A 25,276-nucleotide genomic window follows, 5' to 3' on the forward strand; every position below is an offset into this window, starting at 1 on the left:
AAAGTTACTAACGAACGAACTATCTATCCTCTTCTAAAACCCTTGAGCTTCTTTAAACGAAAAAAATGTTAAACCTATGCTCTCTATGCTTGAGTATATCAAGACAATCCTTCAGAAGGTGAGTTTTGATAAAGGTCTTTTTGAGAAAGAGCTGGCGAAAGCCATAAAAATGCTCATTCCCAAAGAATTGAAGCAACTTAAACGCTGGTGTTATCTCCAGTTTGGTAAAATGTACCGTGCTGTTTTGAATCGTCGTTTTGCCCGGGTACGGTTCACCTGACAAGAGGAACCGTTTTCTTCGAAACAAAATCCCCCGGTCTTTGTGGCCGGGGGATTTTGTGTTTATACCGGTCTGTTAGGTCTGGGCTGTCTCCTCGTCCTGTGAGGATACCATAGCCATGAAGTTAAAGACTTGATTGACTATTGTGCTGTCAGTTTCTTAAAACTGACCACACCGCACCACTAACTTAAAATCCCCCGGCCTTCTTGACCGGGTGATTTTGTTTTTAAATCTGTTTCTTAAAGCGTTACCTTGTCTTTCATATCCGGAATCTCTACATGCTGAAAGCCCGCTTCCCGTAAATGTTCTTTCCAGATTAGCTGCTTGTCGTATTCGCCATGAACCAGAAACAGGGCTTTAACCTGCGACGCATCCTGGCAGCTTAGTACCTGAAGCATTTCGCGATAATCGGCGTGCGCCGAAAACGAATCCATAATGGCAACTTTGGCCAGAACCGGAAACCGCTCGCCAAAAATAGTTACCTCTTTGTCGCCCCGTTTCAGTGCCCCGCCCAGGCTCGTTGGCGATGCATAGCCAACCATCAGTATGGTTGTGTTTGGTTTGGTAATGTTGTTCTTGATGTGGTGTTTGATGCGTCCGGCTTCGGCCATGCCCGATGGCGCAATGATGATACACGGCTCTTTGCTGTCGTTGATGGCTTTCGACTCCTCAACGTCGGTTATGTAATGCAGGTTGGGAAATTGAAACGCATCGCCGTCTTTTTTGATGTATGACAGAATATCCGGGTTGAAATCCTCTTCATGGTCGCGCATCACGTCGGTTGCTTTTACGGACATGGGGCTGTCGATGTAAACGGAGAGCCGGGGTAAACGGCCTTCACTCGACAGCTGGTCGAGCGCGTAAATGATTTCCTGAGTGCGGTCGACGGCAAACGCCGGGATAATGAGTTTGCCCCGGCCGTCGACGCAGGTATCCTGTACAATTTGCAGCAAATGCGCCTTCATGTCGGGTTCCGTTTCGTGAAGCCGGTCGCCGTAGGTCGATTCGCAAATGATGTAATCTGCCTGCGGAAAAGGCTGGGGCGACCGCAGAATCTTGTCGTTGGGGCGGCCAATGTCTCCACTAAAGAACAGGTGTTTTTCGATCGTGTTCTCCCGAATCGTCAGGCTCACCGATGCACTGCCGAGCAGATGGCCCGCATCCGTCAGTGAGCCCGTTACTTCATCGCAGATAACAAATGGCTTGTTGTATTCGACAGCCTGCATCTGGCTGAGTGCCTGCTCAACATCCGTTTCATCATACAGTACCTCCAGCTCGGGCTCGTTCCGCCGGGTTCGCCGTTTATTGACCCGCTCAAGGTCGCGCTCCTGAATCCGGGCACTATCCAGCAACATTACTTCGCACAAGTCGATGGTAGACGATGTCGTGTAAATTGGTCCGCTGAAACCCTGCCGCACCAGCCGGGGAATCAATCCGGTGTGGTCAATGTGGGCGTGGGAAAGAACCATGTAATCGACCTGGGCCGGATCGAACCCAAATTCCTGGTTCAGCTCGTCCGTGTTGATGCCCTGAAAGAGGCCGCAGTCAAGCAGAATTTGTTTTCCACCAATGGTGGTAATTAGGTGTTTGCTGCCGGTTACGGTTCGGGCGGCACCGAAAAATTGAATGGTCATTGGCTACCTGCGATTTCGTTGATTAAGGGATTTAACTCATTTTTACGACGGCAAACGGTACGCTTAGTACCGCACAGCCCTAAAAAAAACAGGATGACGGTTGGGTCAATATTCAGAAACGTTGGCGGCATTGCCAAACGGTTATGGCGATACCGTCTCGTAAAAACGTTTATCGCAGCGATATTGATTTTTTTGGGGCTTGATTTCTCCTTTCCCATCGACACCGCCGTTCCGTATTCAACCCTGATTACGGCCCGCGATGGCTCCATTCTGCACGCATTCCTGAGCCGCGATGACAAATGGCGAATGTACGCGGAACTGGACGAAATTACCCCCACTCTGCGCGACGCCATTCTGTTCAAGGAAGACAAATACTTCTGGTATCATCCGGGCTTTAACCCCGTGTCTATGCTCCGGGCCGCTGGCCGCAACCTGCTGACCGGCCGGCGAACGTCGGGGGCGTCGACCATCACGATGCAAACGGTTCGCCTGCTCGAACCCCGCGAGCGGACTTACCTCAGCAAATTCATCGAGCTATTCCGGGCACTGCAACTGGAACTCCACTTCTCCAAAGAGCAAATTCTTCAGCTTTACCTGAATCTGGTTCCGTATGGCGGCAACATCGAAGGACTAAAATCGGCCTCGCTGCTCTACTTTGGCAAAACACCGGCCCTGCTCAGCCTAGCCGAGCTCACCACGCTGACCATTATCCCGAATCGGCCGTCGAGTTTGCGGCTGGGTGTTCATAATGCGTTGGTTGTTCAGGAGCGCAACCGCTGGCTTAATCGCTTCCGGGCGGGTCATCTTTTCGATGAAATGGCCATTGCCGATGCCATCAACGAACCGCTCACCGCCTACCGACGGGAAGCACCCCAACGGGCTCCCCACCTCGCCCGTCGGCTGCGGCTCGACAATCCGAATACGCCAATCGTTCGCTCGTCGCTGAGCCCGTCCGTGCAAGCCACCACCGAACGGCTGATGCAGCAGTACGCCAATCGTATCCGGGCGTACGATATCCACAACGCAGCGGTGTTAATTGTGGATAACTTATCGCGGGAAGTAATTGCGTATGTGGGTTCGGCCGATTTTACGAATACATTCGACGGGGGGCAGGTCGATGGCATCCAGGCGGTACGGTCGCCGGGAAGCGCATTGAAACCCATTTTGTACGGACTGGCATTCGACGCGGGCGTTATCACCCCAAAAACGAAACTCGCCGACGTACCGACGAATTTCAGCGGTTACCAACCCGACAATTACGACCGGCGTTTCAACGGCCCGGTTACGGCCGAGTTCGCGCTGGCTAATTCACTCAACATTCCGGCGGTAGCGCTACTAAAGGAAATTGGTACGCCGACCCTCGTGTCAACGCTTCGAAAAGCGGGTTTTTCGACCGTTAAAAGGCAAGCGAAAGAGTTAGGCCTGTCCATGATTCTGGGCGGCTGTGGCGTCACGCTGGAAGAAATGACGAAACTGTATTCGGGGCTGGCCAATGGGGGAACGGTGGGAGAATTGGTGTTTACGCCCGAAACTACCCCACCCGATGGGGTACCGCTCCTCTCGCCCGAGGCCGCTTACCTCGTTACTCACACGCTTACGCAAATCACCCGGCCCGACTTGCCAAATAACTTCGACAATAGTTACCACCTGCCACGCATTGCCTGGAAAACGGGCACATCCTATGGTCGGCGGGATGCGTGGAGTATCGGATATAACAAGCGGTACACGATTGGCGTGTGGGTGGGCAATTTTTCGGGTGTTGGCGTGGCCGAACTCAGCGGGGCCAATACGGCTACACCGCTATTGTTCCAGCTTTTCAACGTGCTGGATTACAACTCGGCTTCGGGCTGGTTCAGGGCACCGGGGGCCAATTCAAAACTGACCACCCGGCTGATCTGCCCCGAAACGGGCGATGTACCGGGCGAGTTCTGCCCCAATCCCGTAACCGACTACTCTATCATGGGTGTTTCTCGGTACAGACGCTGCCAGCACAAAAAAGCTGTTTTTACAAATTCAGCGGGCACGATCTCTTACTGCGCCTACTGCCTTCCGGACACGGGCGCAGTTCGACGCGCTTACCCAAATGCAGCACCGGAAGTAATCGCGTTTTACCAGAGCCATCATATCCCGATTCAAACCCCGCCCCCGCATAACCCCGCCTGCGAACGGGTGTTCGAGCGCACCGGGGGTAACCATGCCGGGCCACGCATCACAAGTCTGAATGAGGACAGCGAGTATTTCATCAATCCCAAACAAGCCGCCGAACTGGAGCTTAGTTGCCAAACGTCTGCCGATGTCAAAACGGTATTCTGGTATTTGAATGACAGGCTTTACCGACGGGCAAAACCAACCGAAGCCGTCTTTTTCAAACCCCGACCGGGGGTATTAAAAATTTCCTGCGCCGATGACAAAGGTGGCAGCAATGACATACGAATTTTGATCAGGCCGGAATAACAACTAATGACTTTACCTTCTCGAAATTTATTCACAGCTTCCGGTCAGAAAAGTCAACTTTACTCATTATGAAAAACGTCGTTCTCTTCCTTATTCTTTCTTTGCTGACAACAATCGCTTTCGGGCAGCAAAAGGTGATTCCCGCCCAGGACCCAACAGCCATTGGTAACACCTTTTTCAAGGCTTTGCTCGATGAAGACGACAAAGTGTTGGGTACTATTGTCTCAGACGATCTGGATGTAATCAGTTTTGACGGGCAATCGATCGATGGTGACTTATTCGTCCAGAACGTTGCTGGCAACATTTTCATTGTCGAAACCGGCGTTGTCATGGACGCCGTTACCCGCCAGTATAACAACGATGCCGCTGTCATGACGGGCACCTGGCAAGCCAAAGGCAGTATAGATGGACAGGGATTTGACACCACCCTTGCGTTCTCGGTTGTGAGTGCAAAACAGGCAGGCGTTTGGAAAATTGTCAATGTTCAGTTCACACCTGTCAGTCAATAACCGTTTACTAAGTCACTACCGGGGTGATGTCCGCTGCCAAAACCGAGTGAAATTTTTCGTCTATATTCGGCCTCTTACAACGACATCTATGTACACCCGCCCGCTCCTTCTTAGCCTGTTGACCGGCTTCCTTTTCATGTTCGCGTTTACCCATTGCTCGCGACTGTCTTTTAATGAAGTGTCTGTAGTGGGTCGCAATTTCAGTGATGAAGTACAGCAGACACAGAATTTGACGTTTACCTTCAATAAAAACATTGGCCCGACCAGCCAGCTCGACGAGTGGGATTCGACCCAATACGTGCGTTTCATTCCGGCCGTTCGCGGCAAATTTAAATGGGTGGCTCCCAACGAACTCGTCTTTTCGCCCGCCCGCGCTTTCGATCAGGCAACCGATTACCGCGCCGAATTGACGAATGATCTGGTTCGCTACGCCGATAAAAAAGACCTGAAAGTCTCCAGCGAAGTCATTGCGTTCCACACGCCCTATTTGCAGTTGACCAGCGTTGAAAACTGGTGGTCTCGCGATCGCGGAACGGGGCAGCCAATTGCCAAAACCCGCCTTAACTTCAATTATCCGGTGTCGCCGACGGAAGTGATTGAAAAACTGGCCGTTGCCGCCGAAGAAAAAGCACTTACCGTCCAAAGCGCCCCCAGCGATGCGGTTAATTCCGTAGCTCTGGCGCTCACCAATGCTCCGGCCTTGAAGAATGAACAGCCGCTGTCTATAAAAATAGACAAGGGGGTGAAGGTGCCAAAAACGGCTTTCATCACAAAGGACGCCATTACTGAAACCAGTACCCTACCCTCCCGCTTTGCCGTTGACGTGGCCGATGTACAGACAACGTTTGAAAACAACCAGGGCGTCATAAAGGTCATTACCACCCAGGAACTTCAATCTCAGTCCGGCGGGTCGGCAGCGGGTAATCTGAGCGCCTATTACACCATTCAGCCATCGGTAGAAACAACCGCCGAACTAACCGAGAACGGGTTCATTATCCGGGGCAATTTCAATGAAGCCGATACCTACGTATTAACCCTCACCGATCAAATTCGCGGGGTGTTGGGTACGAAACTGGCCGAGCCCGTAACGCGTGATCTGTTTTTCGGGAAAATGCCCGCCAGCATTCAGTTTGCCAACAAAAAGGCACTGTATTTATCCTCGAAAGGCGCGCGCAACGTTGGGCTCAACATTGTTAACGTCCCGAAAGTGCAGGTCAAAATCGTGAAAGTCTACGAGAACAATCTCCTGAACTACCTGCGGTCAAACCGGTACGAAGAGTATACCGAAAAGGCCAATGGCGAATGGGGACCCTCCGGCTCGTTCAACTACAGTGCCGATGAGACCGGCGATTTAAGCGATGTGCTCGTCAATAAAACCGTCGAAACGACCGACCTGCCCAAAGTTCGGGGCGTATCGGCCCTGAATCTGGCCCTACCGGATCAGAATAAAGGTTCCAACGAGTATCCACTCCGCGGTGTTTATCTGGTAACGGTCAACTCAAAAAATGAAGCGTATTTACAGGCTTCTCAACTGGTTTCCGTATCGGATATTGGCCTGATTGCGCGGCATACGAACGACGAGGTGCTGGTTTGGGCGAACTCCATCCGCACCGGCGAACCGCTGCAAAGTGTGGAGGTCACGCTGATCAGCAGCAACAACCAGTCGGTGTATACTCTCAAGACCGATGGTACCGGCTTTGTAAAATTCGACAAGGTGAGCGAGAAAGCGCCGGGATTTAAAATAGCCCTGCTGACCGCCCGCACAACCACACCGGCCACGGCCAGCCAGTCGAACCAGGATGATTTCAACTTCCTGTTTTTGCCCGATACGCAGGTCGAAACATCCCGTTTCGAGGTAGACGGCAAACGCGATAACCCGTCCGGCTTCGATGCCTTCGTCTATGGCGACCGGGACATCTACCGCCCCGGCGATACCATTCATTTCAACACGATCATTCGCTCACAAACCTGGCAAAGCGTTGGCCAGATTCCCATTGTGGTTCGGGTGCTGATGCCCAACGGACGCGAATTCCGGGCGTTTCGCAAAACGACCGATACGCAGGGATCGGTCACAACCGATGTGCCCCTCGACCCGGCCGCTGTAACGGGTTCCTACACCGTTGAGATTCTGAACGCCAATAACGTGCTGCTGGCATCAGAATCCATTAGCGTGGAGGAGTTCGTCCCCGACCGCATCAAAGTCGACGTACTCACCGACCGGACGAGTTACAAAGCAGGCCAGACAATTACTCTATCGGCTACGGCGATGAACCTGTTCGGGCCACCCGCTTCCGACCGGGCCTATGAAGTGGAACTTCAGCTAAAGCGAAAAGCCTTTGCGCCCAAAGGTTTCGGCGAGTATGCCTTCACTATGGCCAATGGGGCCTCACCGGGGGGCGAAACCGCCAAAACGGATCTATTTCCCAAAGAAGTTAGGCAGGGCCGGACAAATGCCAACGGCCAGGCCACCGAACGCTTCCCGATTTCTCAACTTTATCAGGACATTGGTTTGCTGGAAGGAAAACTGTTCGTGACCGTCTTTGATGAAAACGGACGGCCCGTCAACCGGCTTCGTCGGCTGGATGTTTTAACGCAGGAAACCTTCTACGGACTGCGCTTACCTGACCGCTACGTAGCCACCAACGCCCCGCTCGCCGTCGACCTTGTGGCTCTGGACCCGGCCGGGCAATTGCGTTCGTCGGCTTCGGCAGTCGTTGAGGTAATCCGGTTCGATTACCAGACGGTTATCGAAAAAGCCGACAACAACGTCAAGTACACCACCAAAAGGCGCGAGAAATCCGTTTATACAAACACTCTTTTGTTCAAAGGAGGTAAGGCGTCGTTTCGCTATGTACCCACGGTATCGGGCGAATACGAAGTCCGCGTTCGTCGGCCCGATGCGGCTGCGGACAAATACGCGGCCACGGGTTTCTATGCGTATGGTTTCGGAAGTACGTCGGCTTCTTCGTTCGAGGTCAGTCAGGAAGGGCAGGTGCTGATCGAAACGGGCCAGTCTACCGTGCAAACCGGCAGCAAGATCAAGGTTCTGTTTAAAGCTCCTTTCGATGGCAGGTTGCTCGTTACGGTAGAGCGCAATCGCGTTCTGGAACAACACTGGCTCACCACCACGAACAAATCGGCCGAGTGGAGCTTTTCGGCTGGCGTTGAGCACCTGCCCAACGTTTACGTGACGGCCACCCTGATCCGGGCCATCGACGCGACGAATCTACCGCTCACCGTAGCGCATGGTTTTGCCTCCATTGCCGTTCAGGATGCGTACACCCGCCTACCCGTAACCCTTACCGCCGTTACGCAGTCGCGTTCCAAAACGAAGCAGACGATTCGGGTTAAAACAGCGGGCAACGCTCAGGTAACAATTGCCGTTGTGGACGAAGGAATCCTGCAATTAAAGAACTTCAAAACGCCCGATCCACACGGGTTCTTTTACCAGAAACGCGCCCTCGAAGTGACCAGCCACGATCTGTACGCCCTGTTGTACCCTGAGCTTTCGCTGCAATCGAAGTCGAGCGTGGGGGGCGACGGCTACGACCTGGAACGGCGCGTTAACCCGCTCAGTAACGGCCGGGTACGACTGGTAGCTCTCTGGAGCGGCATCAAGAAAGCGGACTCCGACGGCAACGTAGACTTTCCGATTGACATTCCACAGTTTTCGGGCGATTTACGCGTGATGGCCGTTGCCTACAAAAACGATGCATTCGGATCGGCCAATAGCAACATAAAAGTGGCCGACCCCATCGTGATCAGTACGGGCGTACCCCGTTTTCTGACTCCCGGCGACCGGGTTGAGCTACCTGTTAACCTTAGCAACACGACCAAACAGGTAGCCACCGTTACCGCCCGCCTGAGTCTGACGGGGCCATTGACCGCCGATAGCATCAGTACGCAAAAACTCACCATTCAACCAGGTCGCGAAAGCCGGGCCATCTTCCGGGTAGCCGCCCAACAGGCCATTGGGGCGGGAGCCATTACGGTAACGGTCAATGGCCTGAACGAAACCTTCACCGAGAAAACCGAAATTACGGTTCGTCCGGCGGCATCCTTACAAAAAACGACCCTGTTGGGCGCGGTGGCCGGTGGTAAAACCCAGGCGCTTCGACTGGCAAGCGGCTTTTTGCCGGGAACAGCGCGTGCCAGTGTAACCCTGAGCCGGTCGCCGGTAGCTCAGTACGGGCGGGAGTTATCCTTCCTGCTGGGGTATCCGCACGGGTGCCTGGAGCAGACGATTTCAAAAGCGTTCCCTCAACTGTACTTCGCCGATCTGGCCAAACAGCTATCGACCAGTACCTACTTCGTCCGAGCGGGCGAAAGCGATCTGAATCCGGCCACGAATATCCGGCAGGCGGTTCAGCAGGTAGAGGGTTTGCAGGCACAAAACGGCGGCTTTACGATGTGGCCGGGCATGGCCGCCGTGTCCGGAAAATCGAATGTGGATGACTGGGCTACGGCCTATGCCGTACATTTTCTGGCCGAAGCGCAGGAAGCAGGCTACGAAGTCCGGTCATCCATACTGAGTTCGGCAATTGACTACCTGACAACACTCACCAACAGCCCCGCCACCGAAAATGCCGTTACCTTCGATGAGGCCGGTGGACGAACCGTAAAGAAAGTAGCGAGCCGCACAACGATCTATGCCTTGTACGCCTTGTCTGTAGCCGGTAAGCCGAACCGCTCGGCCATGAACTACTACAAGCAGAACGCCGGTCTGCTCACCAACGATAGCCGCTATTTGCTGGCATCGACATTCTTCCGTGTGGGCGACACCCGGAGTTATGCCTCATTGCTGCCAAAGCAGTTTAGTGACAACACGACCGGACGGCAAACGGGAGACAGCTATGCCTCGCCCCTTCGTAACCTGGCCCTCGTTCTCGATGCCCTCATCGACACCGACCGGGATAATATTCAGATTCCCGCTCTGGCAAGGCAACTCTCAGCGGCTCTGAAACAGTCCGCTTATCTGAACACGCAGGAAGCCGCCTTCGCTTTTCTGTCGCTCGGCAAACTCGCCCGGCAAACGGCGGGCAGTACGGCAACCGCTACCCTGACAGCCGCCGGAAAGCCGCTTGGCGCTCTCAATAGTAGCCTGCTGACAGTCAGGCGGGTACCGACCAATGCTCCGCTTACCCTGAGCGCCAACGGTACCGGCAGCGTTTACTACTATGCCCAAAGTGAAGGCATTCCGGCCAGTGGCAAGCTGACCGCCGAAGACAATGGCCTGCGGGTTCGTCGGCAATACCTCAACCGCGACGGTAAGCCGATCAGTGATATTCGGCAGAATGACCTGGTGGTTGTTAAAATTACGCTGGCCAGCCAGAATGGCCTTACCGTCGAAAACGTGGTGGTGACGGACTTGCTTCCGGCGGGCCTGGAAGTGGAAAATCCCCGCTTAACCGGGTCACCGGGCCGTGAAGCCAGTGATATGCCCTGGATCAGTAAATCGAAATCCAGTGTGTCGGACCAACCCGACCATTTCGACCTGCGCGACGACCGGATCAATTTTTATACGACGGCAACGGGCACCGAGCGAACGTTTTATTACCTGGCCCGGGCCGTGTCGAAAGGCCGGTTCGTACTGGGGCCTGTATCGGCCGATGCCATGTACAATGCGGAGTACCGAAGTTATAACGGAGCGGGTGCCCTAACCATTCGGTAGCGGACTTGAGTACCCCGACTATCCCACTAAATTCCTAACATTTATAGTCACTTGTTGGTTATACAGGTCAAAACAGCACGGATACTCAACACAAGCTGATTTTAGTATATCAATAAAAGATACGACGTTATGAAAAGGAAAACATGGGTAGTGGGTGCGTTGCTGGTAGCTATGGCTGGGCTATCATCCTGCGCATCGACAGAACGCCTGATTTACGGAAACTCAGACAATAGCCGGGAAGACATCGTTCGGGCCGACCGCAACAGTTCACAAAACAGCCGGGACTCACGCAGCCGAACCTATGGCGATGATGAAGGTGGTATCTTTAGCCGCCGGAACAGAGACAGAGATCGGGATGACGACCGTACAAGCCGGGATGATTCGCGTGACAACAGTTCATACCGAAACCCTTATCAGTCGTCGAACGACCGGATGAGCTACCGTAGTGATGACTCGGATCGCTCGGGCCGGATGTCGAGTGGGGATACCTACAACAACCGATACAATAGCCGGTCGTATGATCGCCAGGATTCGTACAGGGACCGCGACGACGACAACGACCGTTCGTATAACCGGCGTGATTCGTATAACGACCGCTACTCGAATAATGACCGGTCATCCGATCGTCGGGATTCGTATGAGGACCGCTACAGCAGTAACCGCAACTCTGACCGGGACGACGATCGCTACAGCAATAACCGCAACTCTGACCGATACGATGACCGCTCCGGCAGCAGTCGCAACTCGTATAATGACCGGTACGATGATCGAAATGACAGCCGTAACTCCCGCGACTCTTCTAATGACCGTGATCGCGACAACCGCCGTTATGATGATCGGAATTCGAACAATGACCGGTATAGCCGGGATCGCAATGATGACCGCTCCGACAGCAATCGCAATTCGTACAACGACCGCGATAACAACCGAAACCGGGACAACGACCGGGATCGCGACAACGACCGGGACAACCGGAACATGAACGACGATCGCCGGAACGACAACCGTGACCGGAACAACGACGACCGCTCAAATGACCGTTCGAATGACCGCGACCGGGACAGCCGTTCTGATGATCGTTCGAATAGCGCTGGCTCGTCCAGTGATCGGGATAATCGCCGGAATGACGACCGCAACAACGACAGCCGCGACAATCGCTCGATGAGCAACAATAGCGACAACCGGAACAACGACCGCGATAATGACCGAAACAGCAACAAGAACGATCAATCAAGTGATCGGGACAAGCGCGATCTAAGCGACCGCATTTCGGAGCAAATGGACAAAGTCGACAAACAGCTTGATGAAGCCAAAGCCGAAGTGAAGAACGAAAGCAAGCGGGATCGCCGGAAACGGGAAGATCGGGTTAAAGATCTGGAAGATAAACGCCGTCAGCTTTCCGACTCGTTTTACAAAGTGCAGCGGTCCAGCGCCGATGACTTTGATAAAGTGAAGAAAGACGCCGGTAAGGTTGTTGATGATATCGGCAAGGACCTGGACAAGGCAGCCGAGAAACTGGAAAAGAAATAAGCATGTAGTGCCGCTTCGGCGGACCGGCGACCGTCCCGATCGGGTGTTAACAGCAGTTCACAAACTTTTTGCCGGGACGGTCGATACTGCTTGAAGGCTGATTCGTTGAATCAGCCTTTTTTTATGCGTAAACGGCAGAAAAAAGTACAACCTATCCCACTCGGATTATATTTGTAACATGGCACTAATAAAAGCTGTTCGGGGCAATCACCCCACTTTTGGCGACAACTGCTGGTTTGCCGACAATGCAACAATTGTTGGTGATGTACTAATGGGGCGGGATTGTACCGTTTGGTTCAACGCTGTTGTGCGGGGCGACGTTAATTCCATCGTCATTGGCGACCGGACCAACATTCAGGATGGTGCTGTTATTCATTGCACTTACCAGAAATTCAAGACAACCATTGGCAGTCGTGTGTCGATTGCGCATAATGCCATTGTTCATGGCTGTACCCTTGAAGACGACGTACTTGTGGGCATGGGTGCCATCGTGATGGATGGGGCCGTGGTGGGTACCGGCAGTATTATTGCGGCCGGGGCCATTGTAACCCAGCATACCCAGGTGCCGCCCGGTTCGATTTATGCGGGCAATCCAGCCCGTTTTCTGAAAGCCGTTTCGCCAGAACAGGCTGAGATATTCAGTCGTACGGCCAATAATTATGTCATGTATGCAGCCTGGTTTAACGAATAAGCATGGATGATTTCTTCATTTACCTTAGTTTAGGCTTCGAGCACATTACCGACCCACGGGGGTACGACCATGTCCTGTTTGTAATAGCCCTCTGCGCCGTGTACACTCTTCCGCAATGGCGACAGGTGATCATTCTGGTAACGGCTTTTACCATCGGGCATTCACTAACTCTGGCCCTGGCGACCCTTCAACTCATCCAGTATAAAACCGCCCTGATCGAACTGCTTATTCCCGTTACTATTCTCATCACCGCCATTGCCAACTTCTTTTTCGAGGAACCTAAAACGTGGCTGACACCCGATAGGCCTCAAAAACGATCCTGGCGATATGTACTCGCGCTTCTGTTTGGCCTTATCCATGGCATGGGATTTTCCAACTACCTCCGCAGCCTGCTCGGCCGTGAGGCAAACATCATAAAACCCCTGCTCGCCTTTAATATCGGGCTGGAGATCGGCCAGTTAGTTATTGTTGCACTCATTCTGGGGGCTGCGTTTATTATCATTGAATTTGCCAAAGTCAGCCGTTTACGCTGGACGCTTATCATTTCCGGTATTGTGGCGGGTATGGCCTTATCGCTCATTATTGGCAATGACTATCTACAGGAACTGCTGGAGTAGCCTTTTACCAGATCGATTAAAATTTAAACAGGAGGTCTATCCACTCATCATATTGAGCAATGGATAACCTCTTTTTTTGTACTTTTACCCTTCTTATCAACAACTACAATCTTGTTTATGCAAAAGATAGTTTTGCTGTTGGCTAGTTTGGCCATCCCCTTCGGGTTGGTACAGGCGCAAGCTCCAACACAGCATGCTAACACGCGCTTTGAGCAGTTAGGTCCTCTGCTGCCCACGCCCAATACCTTCCGTACAGCCTCCGGCGCTCCGGGAAAAGACTATTTCCAGAATCGTGCCGACTACGACATAAAAGCAACGCTCGACGATGCTAAACAGCATATAACCGGTTCGGAAACCATCATATATCACAACAATTCGGGCGATGCGCTTCCATATTTGTGGCTTCAGTTGGATCAGAACCTGTTTCGTCCCAACGCTGATGGTAACACAACCGAAACCAACAGCATAAACACTCAACGGGGTATGACGGCAGAGCAGCTTGACCCCAGCTCGGTTCTAAAAGGTAAAGATTACGGGCACAAAATTACGGCAGTGCGCGATCAGGCCGGGAAAGCGCTCCGGTACACTATCAATCAGACTATGATGCGCATCGACCTGCCACAGCCCGTTGGTCCCGGCAAGTCGGTCACTTTCTCCATCGACTGGAACTTCAATATCGTTGATGCCAAAGCCACCCACGCCCGATCGGGTTACGAATACTTCCCGAAAGATGGCAACTATGTCTATGAGATAGCGCAGTGGTTTCCCCGGCTTTGCTCCTACAACGACGTAACAGGCTGGCAGAACAAGCAGTTTCTGGGGCAGGGCGAGTTTACCCTCATCTTCGGCAATTACAAACTGGCGCTGACCGTACCCAACGATCACATTGTGGGCGCAACGGGCGAGTTACAGAACCCAACGCAGGTGTTGACCCCAACGCAGATCAAACGCTGGAACGAGGCCAGGGGTAAAGGCGACAAACCCGGCGAAAACCCCACCCTCATCGTGACACAGGCCGAGGCCGAAGCCGCCGAAAAAGCTAAACCCACCGGCACCAAAACCTGGGTCTTCAAAGCCGATAACGTCCGCGACTTCGCATTTTCCAGTAGCCGCAAGTTTATCTGGGATGCCCTGAACCCCAACGTGGAAGGCAAGCGCGTCTGGGCCATGTCACTTTACCCTAAGGAAGCCAACCCGCTTTGGGGCCAGTACTCAACCCGGCTGGTGGCGCACACGCTGCGCTCGTACTCGCGCCGGACGATCGCCTATCCGTATCCGGTGGCCTACTCGGTTCACGGAGCCGTAGGCGGCATGGAATACCCGATGATGTGCTTCAACGGGGCTCGTCCTGAAGAAGATGGTACGTATTCAGAAGGCACCAAAAACTTCCTGATTCTGGTAGTCATCCACGAAGTGGGTCACAACTTCTTCCCCATGATCGTCAACTCCGACGAGCGGCAGTGGTCCTGGATGGACGAAGGACTCAACAGTTTCCTCGAAGGGGTGACCTGTTTAGAATGGGACGCTAACTTCCCGGCGCGGGGCATCCAACCCCAGTCGATCGTGTCTTACATGCGGCTCGATTCGACCCAGCAAGTGCCCATCATGAGCAGCTCGGATAATATTTTACCGAATACCTTCGGGCCAAATGCCTATGACAAACCGGCTACGGCCCTCAACATCCTGCGCGAAACCATCATGGGCCGCGAACTCTTCGACTACGCCTTCAAAGAGTACGCCCGACGATGGGCCTTCAAATCCCCCGAACCCGCCGACTTCTTCCGAACCATGGAAGATGCCTCCGGCGTTGACCTGGACTTCTTCTGGAAAGGCTGGTTCTACGGCGTGCAGCCCGTCGACCAGACACTCGTCAAAGTCGACTGGTTCCAGGCCGGTTCCCAGAACCCCGAAATCGCCAAAGCCCAAGCCCGGGCAGCCGCCCAGAAGCGGGCCAACACCATCAGCAAACAGCGCGATGCGGCCAGCAAAGACCAGACCGTGGTCGCTCAGGACACCACCATGAAGGATTTTTATAATAGCTACGACCCCTATGCCGTCACCGCCGACGATAAGAAGCGCTATCAGGACTACCTGGCTACGCTGACCCCCGAGGAACGCCAACTGGCCGAAGCGGGTACCAACTTCTACACCCTCTCCTTGAAGAACAAGGGCGGCATCCCCATGCCCGTCATTGTACGCATGGAGTTTGAAGACGGCACCGACTCGGTGGCTCGTTTTCCGGCTGAGATCTGGCGTTTCAACGATGTGGCCATCAACAAGGTCATTGCCACCAGCAAGAAGGTGAAGCAGTGGACGCTGGACCCCTTCTACGAGATTGCCGACATCAATACGGAGGACAACAGCTTCCCGCCGGTAGCTCAGCCGACGCGTTTCCAGTTGTTCAAACAGCAACAGCGGGGTGGCGGAGCAGCGCCTAACCCTATGCAACAACAACGTCAACAATCCCCCGCCAAACAAGGTACCGGCCGCAACTAACCATAGCGGCTGCTTATTACAAACTATGAGAAAACTCCTGTTAATAGCGAGCGTGACCCTATGGTCGGCCGCTTCGATGGCACAGGCACCAGCGGCCCCTACGCAGCGCGCAAACACACGCTTCGAGCAGTTAGGCCCCATGCTGCCCACGCCCAACACGTTCCGGACAGCCTCCGGTGCTCCCGGTAAGGACTACTTCCAGAACCGCGCCGACTACGACATAAAAGCAACGCTGGATGATACCAAACAGAGAATAACGGGCTCCGAAATCATCACCTACCATAACAATTCGGGTGATGCGCTTCCTTATTTGTGGATACAGTTAGATCAGAATACGTTTAGGGCCGACGCCGATAGCCGGACCTCGCAAACCAGCACGATCAGCGAGCAGGGCGCGAGTTTCCAGCAGATCAACGCCAATGCAACGCTGATTGCCAAAGACTACGGCCACAAAATCACGGCAGTGCGCGATCAGGCGGGGAAAGCCCTCAAGCACACCATCAATCAGACCATGATGCGAGTTGACCTGCCACAGCCCGTTGGCCCCGGTAAGTCGGTTACGTTCTCCATCGACTGGAACTTCAATATTGTCGACGTTCGGTCGACAGGCGCTCGTGGTGGGTACGAATACTTTCCGAAAGACGGTAACTACATCTACGAGATTGCCCAGTGGTTTCCCCGGCTTTGCTCCTACAACGACGTGACGGGCTGGCAGAATAAGCAGTTTCTGGGGCAGGGTGAGTTTACCCTCATCTTCGGCAATTACAAACTGGCGCTGACCGTGCCCAACGATCACATTGTGGGCGCAACGGGCGAATTACAGAATGCCACGCAGGTGTTGACGCCCACTCAGATCAAGCGCTGGAACGAGGCCAAAGGCAAAGGCGATAAGCCAGGCGAAAATCCCACCGTCATCGTGACACAGGCAGAGGCCGAAGCCGCTGAGAAAGGCAAACCCACAGGTACCAAGACGTGGGTCTTCAAAGCCGATAACGTTCGCGACTTTTCCTTTGCGAGCAGCCGCAAGTTCATCTGGGATGCGTTGAATCCGAACGTGGAAGGCAAGCGCGTTTGGGCCATGTCGCTCTATCCAAAAGAAGGCAACCCACTCTGGGGCCAGTACTCAACCCGGCTGGTGGCGCACACGCTGCGCTCCTACTCACGCCGGACGATCGCTTACCCATATCCAGTAGCTTACTCGGTTCACGGACCTGTGGGCGGCATGGAATACCCCATGATTAGCTTTAACGGTGCCCGTCCCGAAGCCGACGGTACGTATTCGGTGGGTACGAAGAATGGACTTATCGGCGTGATCATTCATGAAGTGGGTCACAACTTCTTCCCCATGATCGTCAACTCCGATGAGCGGCAGTGGTCCTGGATGGACGAAGGACTCAACAGTTTCCTGGACGGGCTGGCCGGTCTGGAGTGGGACGCCGATTATCCGGCCCGTGGTATTACTCCACAAGGTATTGTGCCTTATATGCGGCTCGATTCTAACCTCCAGGTGCCCATCATGAGCAGTTCCGATAACATTCCGAGAGGAACCTTTGGCCCGAACGCGTATAGCAAACCGGCTACGGCCCTCAATATCCTGCGCGAAACCATCATGGGCCGCGAGCTCTTCGACTACGCCTTCAAAGAGTACGCCCGACGCTGGGCCTTCAAATCCCCCGAACCCGCCGACTTCTTCCGAACTATGGAAGATGCCTCCGGCGTTGACCTGGACTTCTTCTGGAAAGGCTGGTTCTACGGCGTACAGCCCGTCGACCAGACACTCGTCAAAGTCGACTGGTTCCAGGCCGGTTCCCAGAACCCCGAGATCACCAAAGCCCAAGCCAAGGCAGCCGCCCAGAAGCGGGCCAACACCATCAGCAAACAGCGCGATGCGGCCAGCAAAGACCAGACCGTGGTGGCTCAGGACACCACCATGAAGGACTTCTACAACACCTACGACCCCTATGCCGTTACGGCTGAAGACAAGAAGCGCTACCAGGACTACCTGGCTACCCTAACCCCCGAGGAGCGCCAACTGGCCGAAGCAGGCACCAACTTCTACACCCTCTCGCTCAAAAACAAGGGCGGTATTCCCATGCCCGTCATTGTGCGGATGGAGTTTGAAGACGGCACCGACTCGGTGGCTCGTTTTCCGGCTGAGATCTGGCGTTTCAACGATGTGGCCATCAACAAGGTGATTGCCACCAGCAAGAAGGTCAAGCAGTGGACACTGGACCCTTTCTATGAGATTGCCGACATCAACACGGAGGACAACAGCTTCCCGCCGGTGGCTCAGCCGACGCGTTTCCAGTTGTTCAAACAGCAACAGCGGGGTGGCGGAGCGGCTCCTAACCCTATGCAACAACAACGTCAACAATCCCCCGCCAAACAAGGCACCGGCCGAAATTAACCTAGCATCAACCTACAATAAACTATGAGAAAACTCCTGTTAATGGCGAGCTTGACCTTCGGGTCGGCCGCTTCGATGGCACAGGCACCAGCAGCCCCTACGCAGAACGCCAACTCGCGTTTCGAGCAGTTGGGCTCCATGATGCCCACGCCCAATACCTTTCGTACAGCCTCCGGCGCTCCGGGAAAAGATTACTTCCAAAACCGCGCTGATTACGACATCAAGGTAGAACTTGACGACGCCAATCAGAAGATCATCGGTTCCGAAACGGTTACGTATCATAACAACTCGACGGACGAGCTACCGTTCATCTGGCTTCAACTCGACCAGAACCTGTTTGCCAAAGGCTCTCCCGGTAGTGTAACCCGCACCGGCAGTGTGAATGAAAGCGGTATGAGCTTTGCTCAGTTGCAGAACCTGACCTCGGTTCGTGAACGCAGCAGCCAGCAGGCTTCCGACAAATATGGCTACCACATTACTTCGGTAAAAGATGCCAAAACAGGGAAAGCGCTCAAGTACGTCATTAACGAAACCATGATGCGGATCGACCTGCCAGCAGGCTTAAAACCCGGCGGCAGCTACTCGTTCAATGTGGACTGGAACTACTTCGTAACGGAGTACTACGGCCGGAGCGGTATGGAGTTCTTTGCCAAAGATGGCAACTACAACTACTTCATTGCCCACTGGTTCCCCCGCCTTTGCTCTTACAACGACGTAACGGGCTGGCAGAACAAGCAGTTTCTGGGACAGGGCGAGTTTACCCTCATCTTCGGCAACTACAAAGTAGCCATAACCGCCCCCAGCGATCACATTGTTGGGGCTACGGGCGAATGCCAGAATTACAAGCAGGTATTGTCGGCAACACAGCAGAAGCGAATGGCGCAGGCGGCTACGGCCAAAATCCCCGTTGTGATCGTTACCCAGGCCGAAGCCGAGGAAGCGCTGAAAACAAAACCAACTGACAAGGTTGGTAAAAAGACATGGGTATATGCAGCTCAGAACGTGCGGGACTTTGCGTTTACCAGCAGCCGCCGATTTATCTGGGATGCCATGCAAACCGATGTGTACGGCGATGGTCGTAAAATCTGGTCGATGTCGTTCTACGCCAAAGAAGGCAACCCACTCTGGGGGCAGTATTCGACTCGCGTGGTTGAGCATACGCTGAAGTCGTACGGTAACCGAACCATCAAGTATCCGTATCCGGTAGCTATCTCCTGCCATGCAACGGCCGGTGGCGGCATGGAGTACCCCATGATCTCGTTCAACGGTGGTCGCCCCGAACCCGATGGCACCTACTCGGAGCAGGTCAAAGCGGGCATGATTGGCGTAATCATCCACGAAGTAGGGCACAACTTTTTCCCCATGATCGTCAACTCCGATGAGCGCCAATGGGCATGGATGGACGAAGGTCTGAACACGTTCTGTCAGTATTTGAGCGAAAAAGAATGGGATTACAACTTCCCCACCCGCCGGGGTGAGCCTCAGTTGATTGTCGACTACATGAAGTCGGACAAATCCGTGTTATCGCCCATCATGACATCGTCCGATAATGTTATTAGCCTTGGGCCTAACGCGTATGCAAAGCCAGCAACAGCGCTGAACATCCTGCGCGAAACGGTGATGGGCCGCGAACTGTTCGACTACGCCTTTAAAGAGTACGCCCGCCGATGGGCCTTCAAATCCCCCGAACCCGCCGACTTCTTCCGAACCATGGAAGATGCCTCGGGCGTTGATCTGGACTGGTTCTGGAAAGGCTGGTTCTACGGCGTTGAGCCGGTCGATCAGGATTTGGTAGAGGTAAACTGGTTCCAGGTTGATTCGGGCAATCCGGAGGTAACAAAAGCAGCGGCCCGTGCCGAAGCAAAACGTCGCGCGGGTACCATCAGCAAGCAGCGGGATGCCGCCACGCAGGCCGAAACGGTTGTCGCGAAAGACAGCACCATGAAGGACTTCTACAACAGCTATGACCCCTATGCTGTTACCGAAGCCGACAAGAAGCGATACCAGGATTACCTGGCAACCCTAAGCCCCGATGAGCGCAAAACGCTGGAAACAAACGCAGCGACGAACTTTTATACCCTGTCGTTGAAAAACAAAGGGGGTCTTCCCATGCCGGTGATTATACGGATGGAGTTCGAAGATGGTACCGACTCGGTAGCCCGTTTTCCGGCCGAAATCTGGCGCTTCAATGATGTTTCGATCAACAAGGTCATTGCTACACCTAAGAAAGTGAAACAATGGGTTTTGGACCCTTTCCAGGAGATCGCCGACATCGATACGGAAAACAATTCATTCCCACGCATGGCGCAACCCACGCGTTTCCAGTTGTTCAAGCAACAGCAGCGTTTCGGTCCACAAGGCCCAAACCCCATGCAGCAGCAACGGCGGGCCAATCAACCACCTGCCACTCAGGGCAGCGGGAAGAATTAATGAATACTGGATAACGGCCAATGTACAATGGATAATGATACTAGAGAATTTACATTATTATCCATTGTACATTGACCATTATCCATTACTTTTGCAAACCAATTCGGGATGTAGCGCAGTCCGGTAGCGTGTCCCGCCAGAAGCGGGAAGGTCGTGTAAGAATCACGTGGTATATATAGTTTACAGTGATTCACTCATGAAGTATTATGCAGGACAAACCGAAAACCTGAACCGACGATTGCTTGAACACAATTCAGGTAAAGGAAATTACACCTCCAAAGGTGCCCCCTGGCGAATGGTTCATTGCTTTGAGTGTGCCAGTAGAAGCGAAGCAATACATTTGGAGAAAACGATTAAAAGTCGAGGTATTAAACGATATTTGCAGGACAACAACCTGTTAAAATAACCTCGGGATGTAGCGCAGTCCGGTAGCGTGCTTGCATGGGGTGCAAGAGGTCGTGGGTTCGAATCCCGCCTTCCCGACACAAAAGGTTAACTCAACGAGTTGGCCTTTTTTTGTGCCCAAGCGGGTAGCGTGTCCCGCCGAGAGCGGGAAGGTCGTGGGTTCGAATCCCGCCTTCCCGACACAAAAGGTTAACTCAACGAGTTGGCCTTTTTTTGTGCCCAAGCGGGTAGCGTGTCCCGCCGAGAGCGGGAAGGTCGTGGGTTCGAATCCCGCCTTCCCGACACAAAAGGTCAACTCAATGAGTTGGCCTTTTTTTATGCCTTTAGTGCAACAGTATATACTGCCCGGCTGTGTCAGCCTCAAGAATAGGTTAACGTGACTAAAATTCAGGCCTTAAGTGCCGTAGGCACGAGATGTTTGTAGCAAAGTGGCCTCCTGCTCCAACCGGCGTGCCGTAGGTACGCAACAAGCAGTAGGGGTCGCGTACCTATGGCACGCCCGGTGAATCAGAGGGCCACTTTTACTACAATCATTCCGTACCTACGGCACTTAGACTACTGATATTCAAACAGCATAGCCCACTATTCACATTAGATTAAGTGGCCTGAGTCCTTAACACACCATGATCAGGCATTTGAGAAGCTACAGCTTTATCTAAATACTATGGGTTACTTCTTTTGGGAACATAGACCTTGTTACCCTGGTCATTGACATAATACTGCCCTCCTCTTGGGCCCGTTTGAATATCTCTCCCCTGACCGTAATTAGACGCATCAGGTGAATAATCCCTAGCCCGGCTACCGGCAGAATTAGTGTAGGGATTATTATTCCCTTGAGTTGAGTAATTATTCTGATTCGTATTGTCCGGTACAGTTGAATAATAGGGGGCTACTACCGTACCATTTTGCCGTGTGTAACCACTGTTCAATCGTGAATCTGGAGAAGAATTGTAAGAGCCACTGGTACCATAAGAAGGGGTAGTAGGTGAACTTGGCAACTGGTAAGTAGATCGGCTGCTGGGATACTGGGCTTTTGACTCCCCGATTAGCCCTAACAAGCCAGCGGAAAGCCCTAAAAAGAATAATAATCTGTAAACGGGTGGAACATGGATGGAGAGTTTCATACTAATTTTAAGTTTAACAAATAGCCGATAGGCCTATCCTAACTGTCTGCTACTTAATAAGACGACCTGTATAAAGGTGAGTGGATTGCTCTATTATTTTTTTTGAGCATTCACCAGCTTAGTTAAAACACGAGCCAACATTACGATTTATATAGCGAGTAAGATGCAACAGCACCTAATAGAGCCCTGTTACACGCTAACGATCTGATTCAATTCAATCAGTGAACGGCTAGAACACAGGCTGGCACTAGTGCCAATACGAGTTTGGCTTTTAGGCCACTTGTGTGTAAACCGCACTCCGTAGCATGGGGTATATACTGTATCAATCGTACTTTTCCGGACAAATAGATACTACCGTTACCCCGGCTAAATGAAGAACTTATCCACATCCGTTGGCTTAGTCGTTGTTTATTTCCTTTTTCATTCAAGTTTAAACGCGCAGCAACGGCCCAGCCCCAAAGTCGGGCTAACGGCGAATCTGGGCGCTTTCACCCAGAAACAGGTTGAAGCAGGATCAGCTCTTTTTGCCACGCATTGCGCGGCCTGTCATGGTCGGGATCTGCGGGGGACGGAAGGCGGCAACGCGCTGGTTGGCGAGCGGTTCGTAGCCAAGTGGAGCGATAAATCGGTGGGGCAGTTGTTCGACCTGACCAAATCGTCCATGCCCAAAACTAACCCGCATTCGCTGGACGATGCTTCCTACGCGTCGCTGATCGCGTATATCCTGAGTGCGAACGGCTTTCCGGAGGGCGATGTGGCGTTACCGTCTGCAACGGCACGGTTGAGGCTGATTCCGATGGGTACCCCTCCCCCCTCATCGCGGGTGAGTATGCAGTTTAAACCCGCCACCTACACCGACAAACCAACCACCATTGAGGGCGACTGGCGGCAGCACCGGAGCGACTATGCCAGTTCCAACTACTCGCCCCTGAGCCAGATCAATAAAGACAACGCCAAACAGCTCAAAATTGCCTGGCGTTGGAAGACCGATAATTTCGGCTCGAACCCGGAATTCTATTTTAAATCGACGCCCCTGATGGTCAATGGCGTGCTGTATACCACGGCGGGTCTGAGCCGAACGGTAGCCGCCATCAATGCCGAAAACGGCGAAACGCTGTGGACGTTTCGGTTCGACGAAAAGGACCGCAAGACGTACGTACCCCGTCAGAATTCCGGCCGGGGCGTCGCCTACTGGACTTCGCCCGACAAAGGGAAGGACCGGGTCATTTATATCACGCCCAGCTTTCAGCTCATCGCCCTCGACGCGCAAACCGGGCACCTCCTCCCCGATTTCGGCGATAATGGCGTGGTAGACCTCAAAAAAGGCCTTGGCCCGCACGTCGACCCGCTCACCTCCACCATCGGTTCGACCTCGCCCCCGATCATTGTCAACGATGTGATTATCATGGGGGCCAGTTTTCCGGTTGGTCTGGCTCCGACTTCCAAAAAACAGGTGCGGGGCGACATTATGGGCTATGACGTGAAAACCGGCAAACAGCTATGGATTTTCCGCACCATCCCGCAAGCCGGAGAAGCTGGAAACGAAACCTGGGAAAAGGATAGCTGGCAATACACCGGAAACGCCGGCGCCTGGGCACCCCTCACCGCCGACCCGGAACTAGGCTATGTGTACCTGCCGCTGGAAGCCGCTACCGGCGATTTCTACGGTGGGCATCGACCCGGCAACAATCTGTTTTCGCAGAGTCTGGTTTGTCTGGATGCCAAAACGGGCAAAAAAGTCTGGCACTACCAGTTGATCCACCACGACATCTGGGATTATGACCTACCCGCCCCGCCCATTCTGGCCGACATACGGGTAGACGGCAAACCCATCAAAGCGGTAGTGCAGGTGACCAAACAGGCCTCTGCGTTCGTGTTTGACCGCGTGACCGGAAAACCCGTCTGGCCCATTGAGGAGCGGCCCGTTCCCAAAAGCGATGTAAAAGGCGAATGGACATCGCCCACGCAGCCGTTCCCGACAAAACCGGCCGCGTTTGATCGACAGGGGTATTCGGATGATATTCTGGTCGATTTCACCCCCGAGATAAAAAAGGCAGCACTGAAAATTGTCAGTCGCTACAAAAAGGGGCCGCTCTTCACGCCCATCAGCCAGTATGATCCACCCAAAAATTTAGGCACGCTGATGCTCCCCGATGCCGTGGGCGGGGCCAACTGGCAGGGCGGTGTCCTCGACCCCGAAACGGGCATGCTCTATGTATCGTCCAGCACCGTTATCCGGCCCATGAGCCTGGAGGCCGCCCCCGCTATTTCGGACATGGATTATGTGGCCTATATGGGCAATGCCCGCATTGGTCCGTATGGCTTGCCGCTGGTGAAACCGCCTTACGGACGCATCACAGCCATCGACCTGAACACCGGCGACCATAAATGGATGATGCCCAATGCCGATACGCCCAGTTGGGTAAAGGATGTTCCGGCCTTAAAAGGCATCAAAATCCCCCGAACCGGATTGCCGGACCGGGTGGGTATGCTGGTGACCAAAACGCTGTTGTTTGCCGGAGAAGGCGCGGGCCTGTATGGTTCCGATGGCGGTGGAGGCAACAAGTTCAGAGCCTACGACAAAGCAACGGGCAACATCGTCTCCGAGATCGAACTACCCGCCAATCAATCCGGTCTGCCCATGACGTACTCCATCAATGGCAAGCAGTACATCGTTGTGGCCGTTGGCGCTATCGGCCATCCAGGGGAGTTGGTGGCGTTGTCGCTTTGAGGAAGTAGTAGAGCCAATGGGGATTGGGTCTTTCATTTTCTAATGGAACCGTGTTGATTTAATAATAGCCGAAGCCAATTTGATGCGTCGAACTTGAATGATACAGCCAATACTAAAGAGGTAATTTACCACTGCGCGCATCAATGAATTATATTACCATCTTAGTGAAACGGTTATATTTTTACTTGTTATAATTAAAATAAATAGAAAGTAAGACAAAACTTTCGTAAACCAAAAAGTTAGCAGCAACTATAACCACTCCGCTTGAAAAGTATCACTAATCAAAATAATTGCTCC

The 25,276-nt window shown here is 53.3% G+C and carries 14 protein-coding genes and 1 tRNA gene; 13 read left to right on the forward strand and 2 right to left on the reverse strand.

All coding sequences use genetic code 11. From position 1 onward, the window contains the following. Positions 1 to 76 precede the first annotated feature (76 nt). Positions 77 to 280 (forward strand): hypothetical protein, encoded by a 204-nt coding sequence (locus CRO74_RS22960; RefSeq protein ID WP_097129291.1) that lies wholly within the window; start codon positions 77 to 79, stop codon positions 278 to 280. A 239-nt stretch (positions 281 to 519) separates the two neighbouring features. Here the strand turns inward: CRO74_RS22960 and CRO74_RS22965 are convergent, their stop codons facing one another. After that, positions 520 to 1,914, reverse strand: a complete 1,395-nt coding sequence (locus CRO74_RS22965; RefSeq protein WP_097129294.1) for an MBL fold metallo-hydrolase RNA specificity domain-containing protein — start codon at positions 1,912 to 1,914, stop codon at positions 520 to 522. Between the two features lie 93 nt (positions 1,915 to 2,007). On the opposite strand from CRO74_RS22965, the gene pbpC reads away from it, so the two are divergent. The 11 genes from pbpC (at position 2,008) to CRO74_RS23020 (ending at position 21,202) form a co-directional block, all read left to right on the forward strand. Continuing rightward, positions 2,008 to 4,368, forward strand: coding sequence for a penicillin-binding protein 1C (pbpC, locus tag CRO74_RS22970; protein ID WP_097129296.1), 2,361 nt, complete (start codon positions 2,008 to 2,010; stop codon positions 4,366 to 4,368). A gap of 68 nt (positions 4,369 to 4,436) precedes the next feature. Continuing rightward, positions 4,437 to 4,877, forward strand: coding sequence for a nuclear transport factor 2 family protein (locus tag CRO74_RS22975; RefSeq protein WP_097129297.1), 441 nt, complete (start codon positions 4,437 to 4,439; stop codon positions 4,875 to 4,877). Between the two features lie 88 nt (positions 4,878 to 4,965). Next, positions 4,966 to 10,548 carry an alpha-2-macroglobulin family protein gene (locus CRO74_RS22980; protein ID WP_097129299.1) on the forward strand — a complete coding sequence of 1,861 codons (5,583 nt, stop codon included), beginning with the start codon at positions 4,966 to 4,968 and terminating at the stop codon, positions 10,546 to 10,548. A gap of 129 nt (positions 10,549 to 10,677) precedes the next feature. Then, positions 10,678 to 12,078 carry a hypothetical protein gene (locus CRO74_RS31360; protein WP_097129300.1) on the forward strand — a complete coding sequence of 467 codons (1,401 nt, stop codon included), beginning with the start codon at positions 10,678 to 10,680 and terminating at the stop codon, positions 12,076 to 12,078. A gap of 178 nt (positions 12,079 to 12,256) precedes the next feature. Continuing rightward, entirely contained in the window at positions 12,257 to 12,769 is a 513-nt protein-coding gene (locus CRO74_RS22990) for a gamma carbonic anhydrase family protein (RefSeq protein ID WP_097129302.1), read from the forward strand. Positions 12,770 to 12,771: 2 nt separating this feature from the next. Next, positions 12,772 to 13,386 carry a HupE/UreJ family protein gene (locus CRO74_RS22995; RefSeq protein WP_097129304.1) on the forward strand — a complete coding sequence of 205 codons (615 nt, stop codon included), beginning with the start codon at positions 12,772 to 12,774 and terminating at the stop codon, positions 13,384 to 13,386. Between the two features lie 117 nt (positions 13,387 to 13,503). Then, on the forward strand, positions 13,504 to 15,882 hold the full coding sequence (locus tag CRO74_RS23000; RefSeq protein WP_097129305.1) for a M1 family metallopeptidase: 2,379 nt from the start codon (positions 13,504 to 13,506) through the stop codon (positions 15,880 to 15,882). Between the two features lie 25 nt (positions 15,883 to 15,907). After that, positions 15,908 to 18,289 (forward strand): M1 family metallopeptidase, encoded by a 2,382-nt coding sequence (locus CRO74_RS23005; RefSeq protein ID WP_097129307.1) that lies wholly within the window; start codon positions 15,908 to 15,910, stop codon positions 18,287 to 18,289. A 24-nt stretch (positions 18,290 to 18,313) separates the two neighbouring features. Then, a complete protein-coding gene (locus tag CRO74_RS23010) occupies positions 18,314 to 20,719 on the forward strand; it encodes a M1 family metallopeptidase (protein WP_097129308.1) in 2,406 nt (801 codons plus the stop codon). 166 nt (positions 20,720 to 20,885) lie between these two features. After that, positions 20,886 to 21,125: a GIY-YIG nuclease family protein gene (locus CRO74_RS23015; RefSeq protein ID WP_262508244.1), complete on the forward strand. Its 240-nt coding sequence runs from the start codon at positions 20,886 to 20,888 to the stop codon at positions 21,123 to 21,125. 3 nt (positions 21,126 to 21,128) lie between these two features. Beyond that, positions 21,129 to 21,202: transfer RNA gene (locus CRO74_RS23020), tRNA-Pro, on the forward strand. Between the two features lie 584 nt (positions 21,203 to 21,786). On the opposite strand, the gene CRO74_RS31365 is transcribed toward CRO74_RS23020, so the two are convergent. Beyond that, positions 21,787 to 22,248: a hypothetical protein gene (locus CRO74_RS31365; protein WP_144035968.1), complete on the reverse strand. Its 462-nt coding sequence runs from the start codon at positions 22,246 to 22,248 to the stop codon at positions 21,787 to 21,789. Between the two features lie 370 nt (positions 22,249 to 22,618). Between CRO74_RS31365 and CRO74_RS23025 the strand changes: the two genes are divergently transcribed. Beyond that, positions 22,619 to 24,979 carry a BamB-related PQQ repeat family beta-propellar protein gene (locus CRO74_RS23025; protein ID WP_097129312.1) on the forward strand — a complete coding sequence of 787 codons (2,361 nt, stop codon included), beginning with the start codon at positions 22,619 to 22,621 and terminating at the stop codon, positions 24,977 to 24,979. Positions 24,980 to 25,276 lie beyond the last annotated feature (297 nt).

This window comes from Spirosoma fluviale (genome assembly GCF_900230225.1).
Taxonomy (GTDB): domain Bacteria; phylum Bacteroidota; class Bacteroidia; order Cytophagales; family Spirosomataceae; genus Spirosoma; species Spirosoma fluviale.

What these genes read in the sequence shown, in the direction of transcription:
- CRO74_RS22990 (WP_097129302.1), top strand. Translation starts at nt 12,257, where the DNA reads ATGGCACTAATAAAAGCTGTTCGGGGCAATCACCCCACTTTTGGCGAC.
- CRO74_RS23025 (WP_097129312.1), top strand. Translation starts at nt 22,619, where the DNA reads ATGAAGAACTTATCCACATCCGTTGGCTTAGTCGTTGTTTATTTCCTT.
- CRO74_RS23000 (WP_097129305.1), top strand. Translation starts at nt 13,504, where the DNA reads ATGCAAAAGATAGTTTTGCTGTTGGCTAGTTTGGCCATCCCCTTCGGG.
- CRO74_RS22975 (WP_097129297.1), top strand. Translation starts at nt 4,437, where the DNA reads ATGAAAAACGTCGTTCTCTTCCTTATTCTTTCTTTGCTGACAACAATC.
- pbpC (WP_097129296.1), top strand. Translation starts at nt 2,008, where the DNA reads ATGACGGTTGGGTCAATATTCAGAAACGTTGGCGGCATTGCCAAACGG.
- CRO74_RS22980 (WP_097129299.1), top strand. Translation starts at nt 4,966, where the DNA reads ATGTACACCCGCCCGCTCCTTCTTAGCCTGTTGACCGGCTTCCTTTTC.
- CRO74_RS23005 (WP_097129307.1), top strand. Translation starts at nt 15,908, where the DNA reads ATGAGAAAACTCCTGTTAATAGCGAGCGTGACCCTATGGTCGGCCGCT.
- CRO74_RS31365 (WP_144035968.1), bottom strand. Translation starts at nt 22,248, where the DNA reads ATGAAACTCTCCATCCATGTTCCACCCGTTTACAGATTATTATTCTTT.
- CRO74_RS22995 (WP_097129304.1), top strand. Translation starts at nt 12,772, where the DNA reads ATGGATGATTTCTTCATTTACCTTAGTTTAGGCTTCGAGCACATTACC.
- CRO74_RS31360 (WP_097129300.1), top strand. Translation starts at nt 10,678, where the DNA reads ATGAAAAGGAAAACATGGGTAGTGGGTGCGTTGCTGGTAGCTATGGCT.
- CRO74_RS23010 (WP_097129308.1), top strand. Translation starts at nt 18,314, where the DNA reads ATGAGAAAACTCCTGTTAATGGCGAGCTTGACCTTCGGGTCGGCCGCT.
- CRO74_RS22960 (WP_097129291.1), top strand. Translation starts at nt 77, where the DNA reads ATGCTCTCTATGCTTGAGTATATCAAGACAATCCTTCAGAAGGTGAGT.
- CRO74_RS22965 (WP_097129294.1), bottom strand. Translation starts at nt 1,914, where the DNA reads ATGACCATTCAATTTTTCGGTGCCGCCCGAACCGTAACCGGCAGCAAA.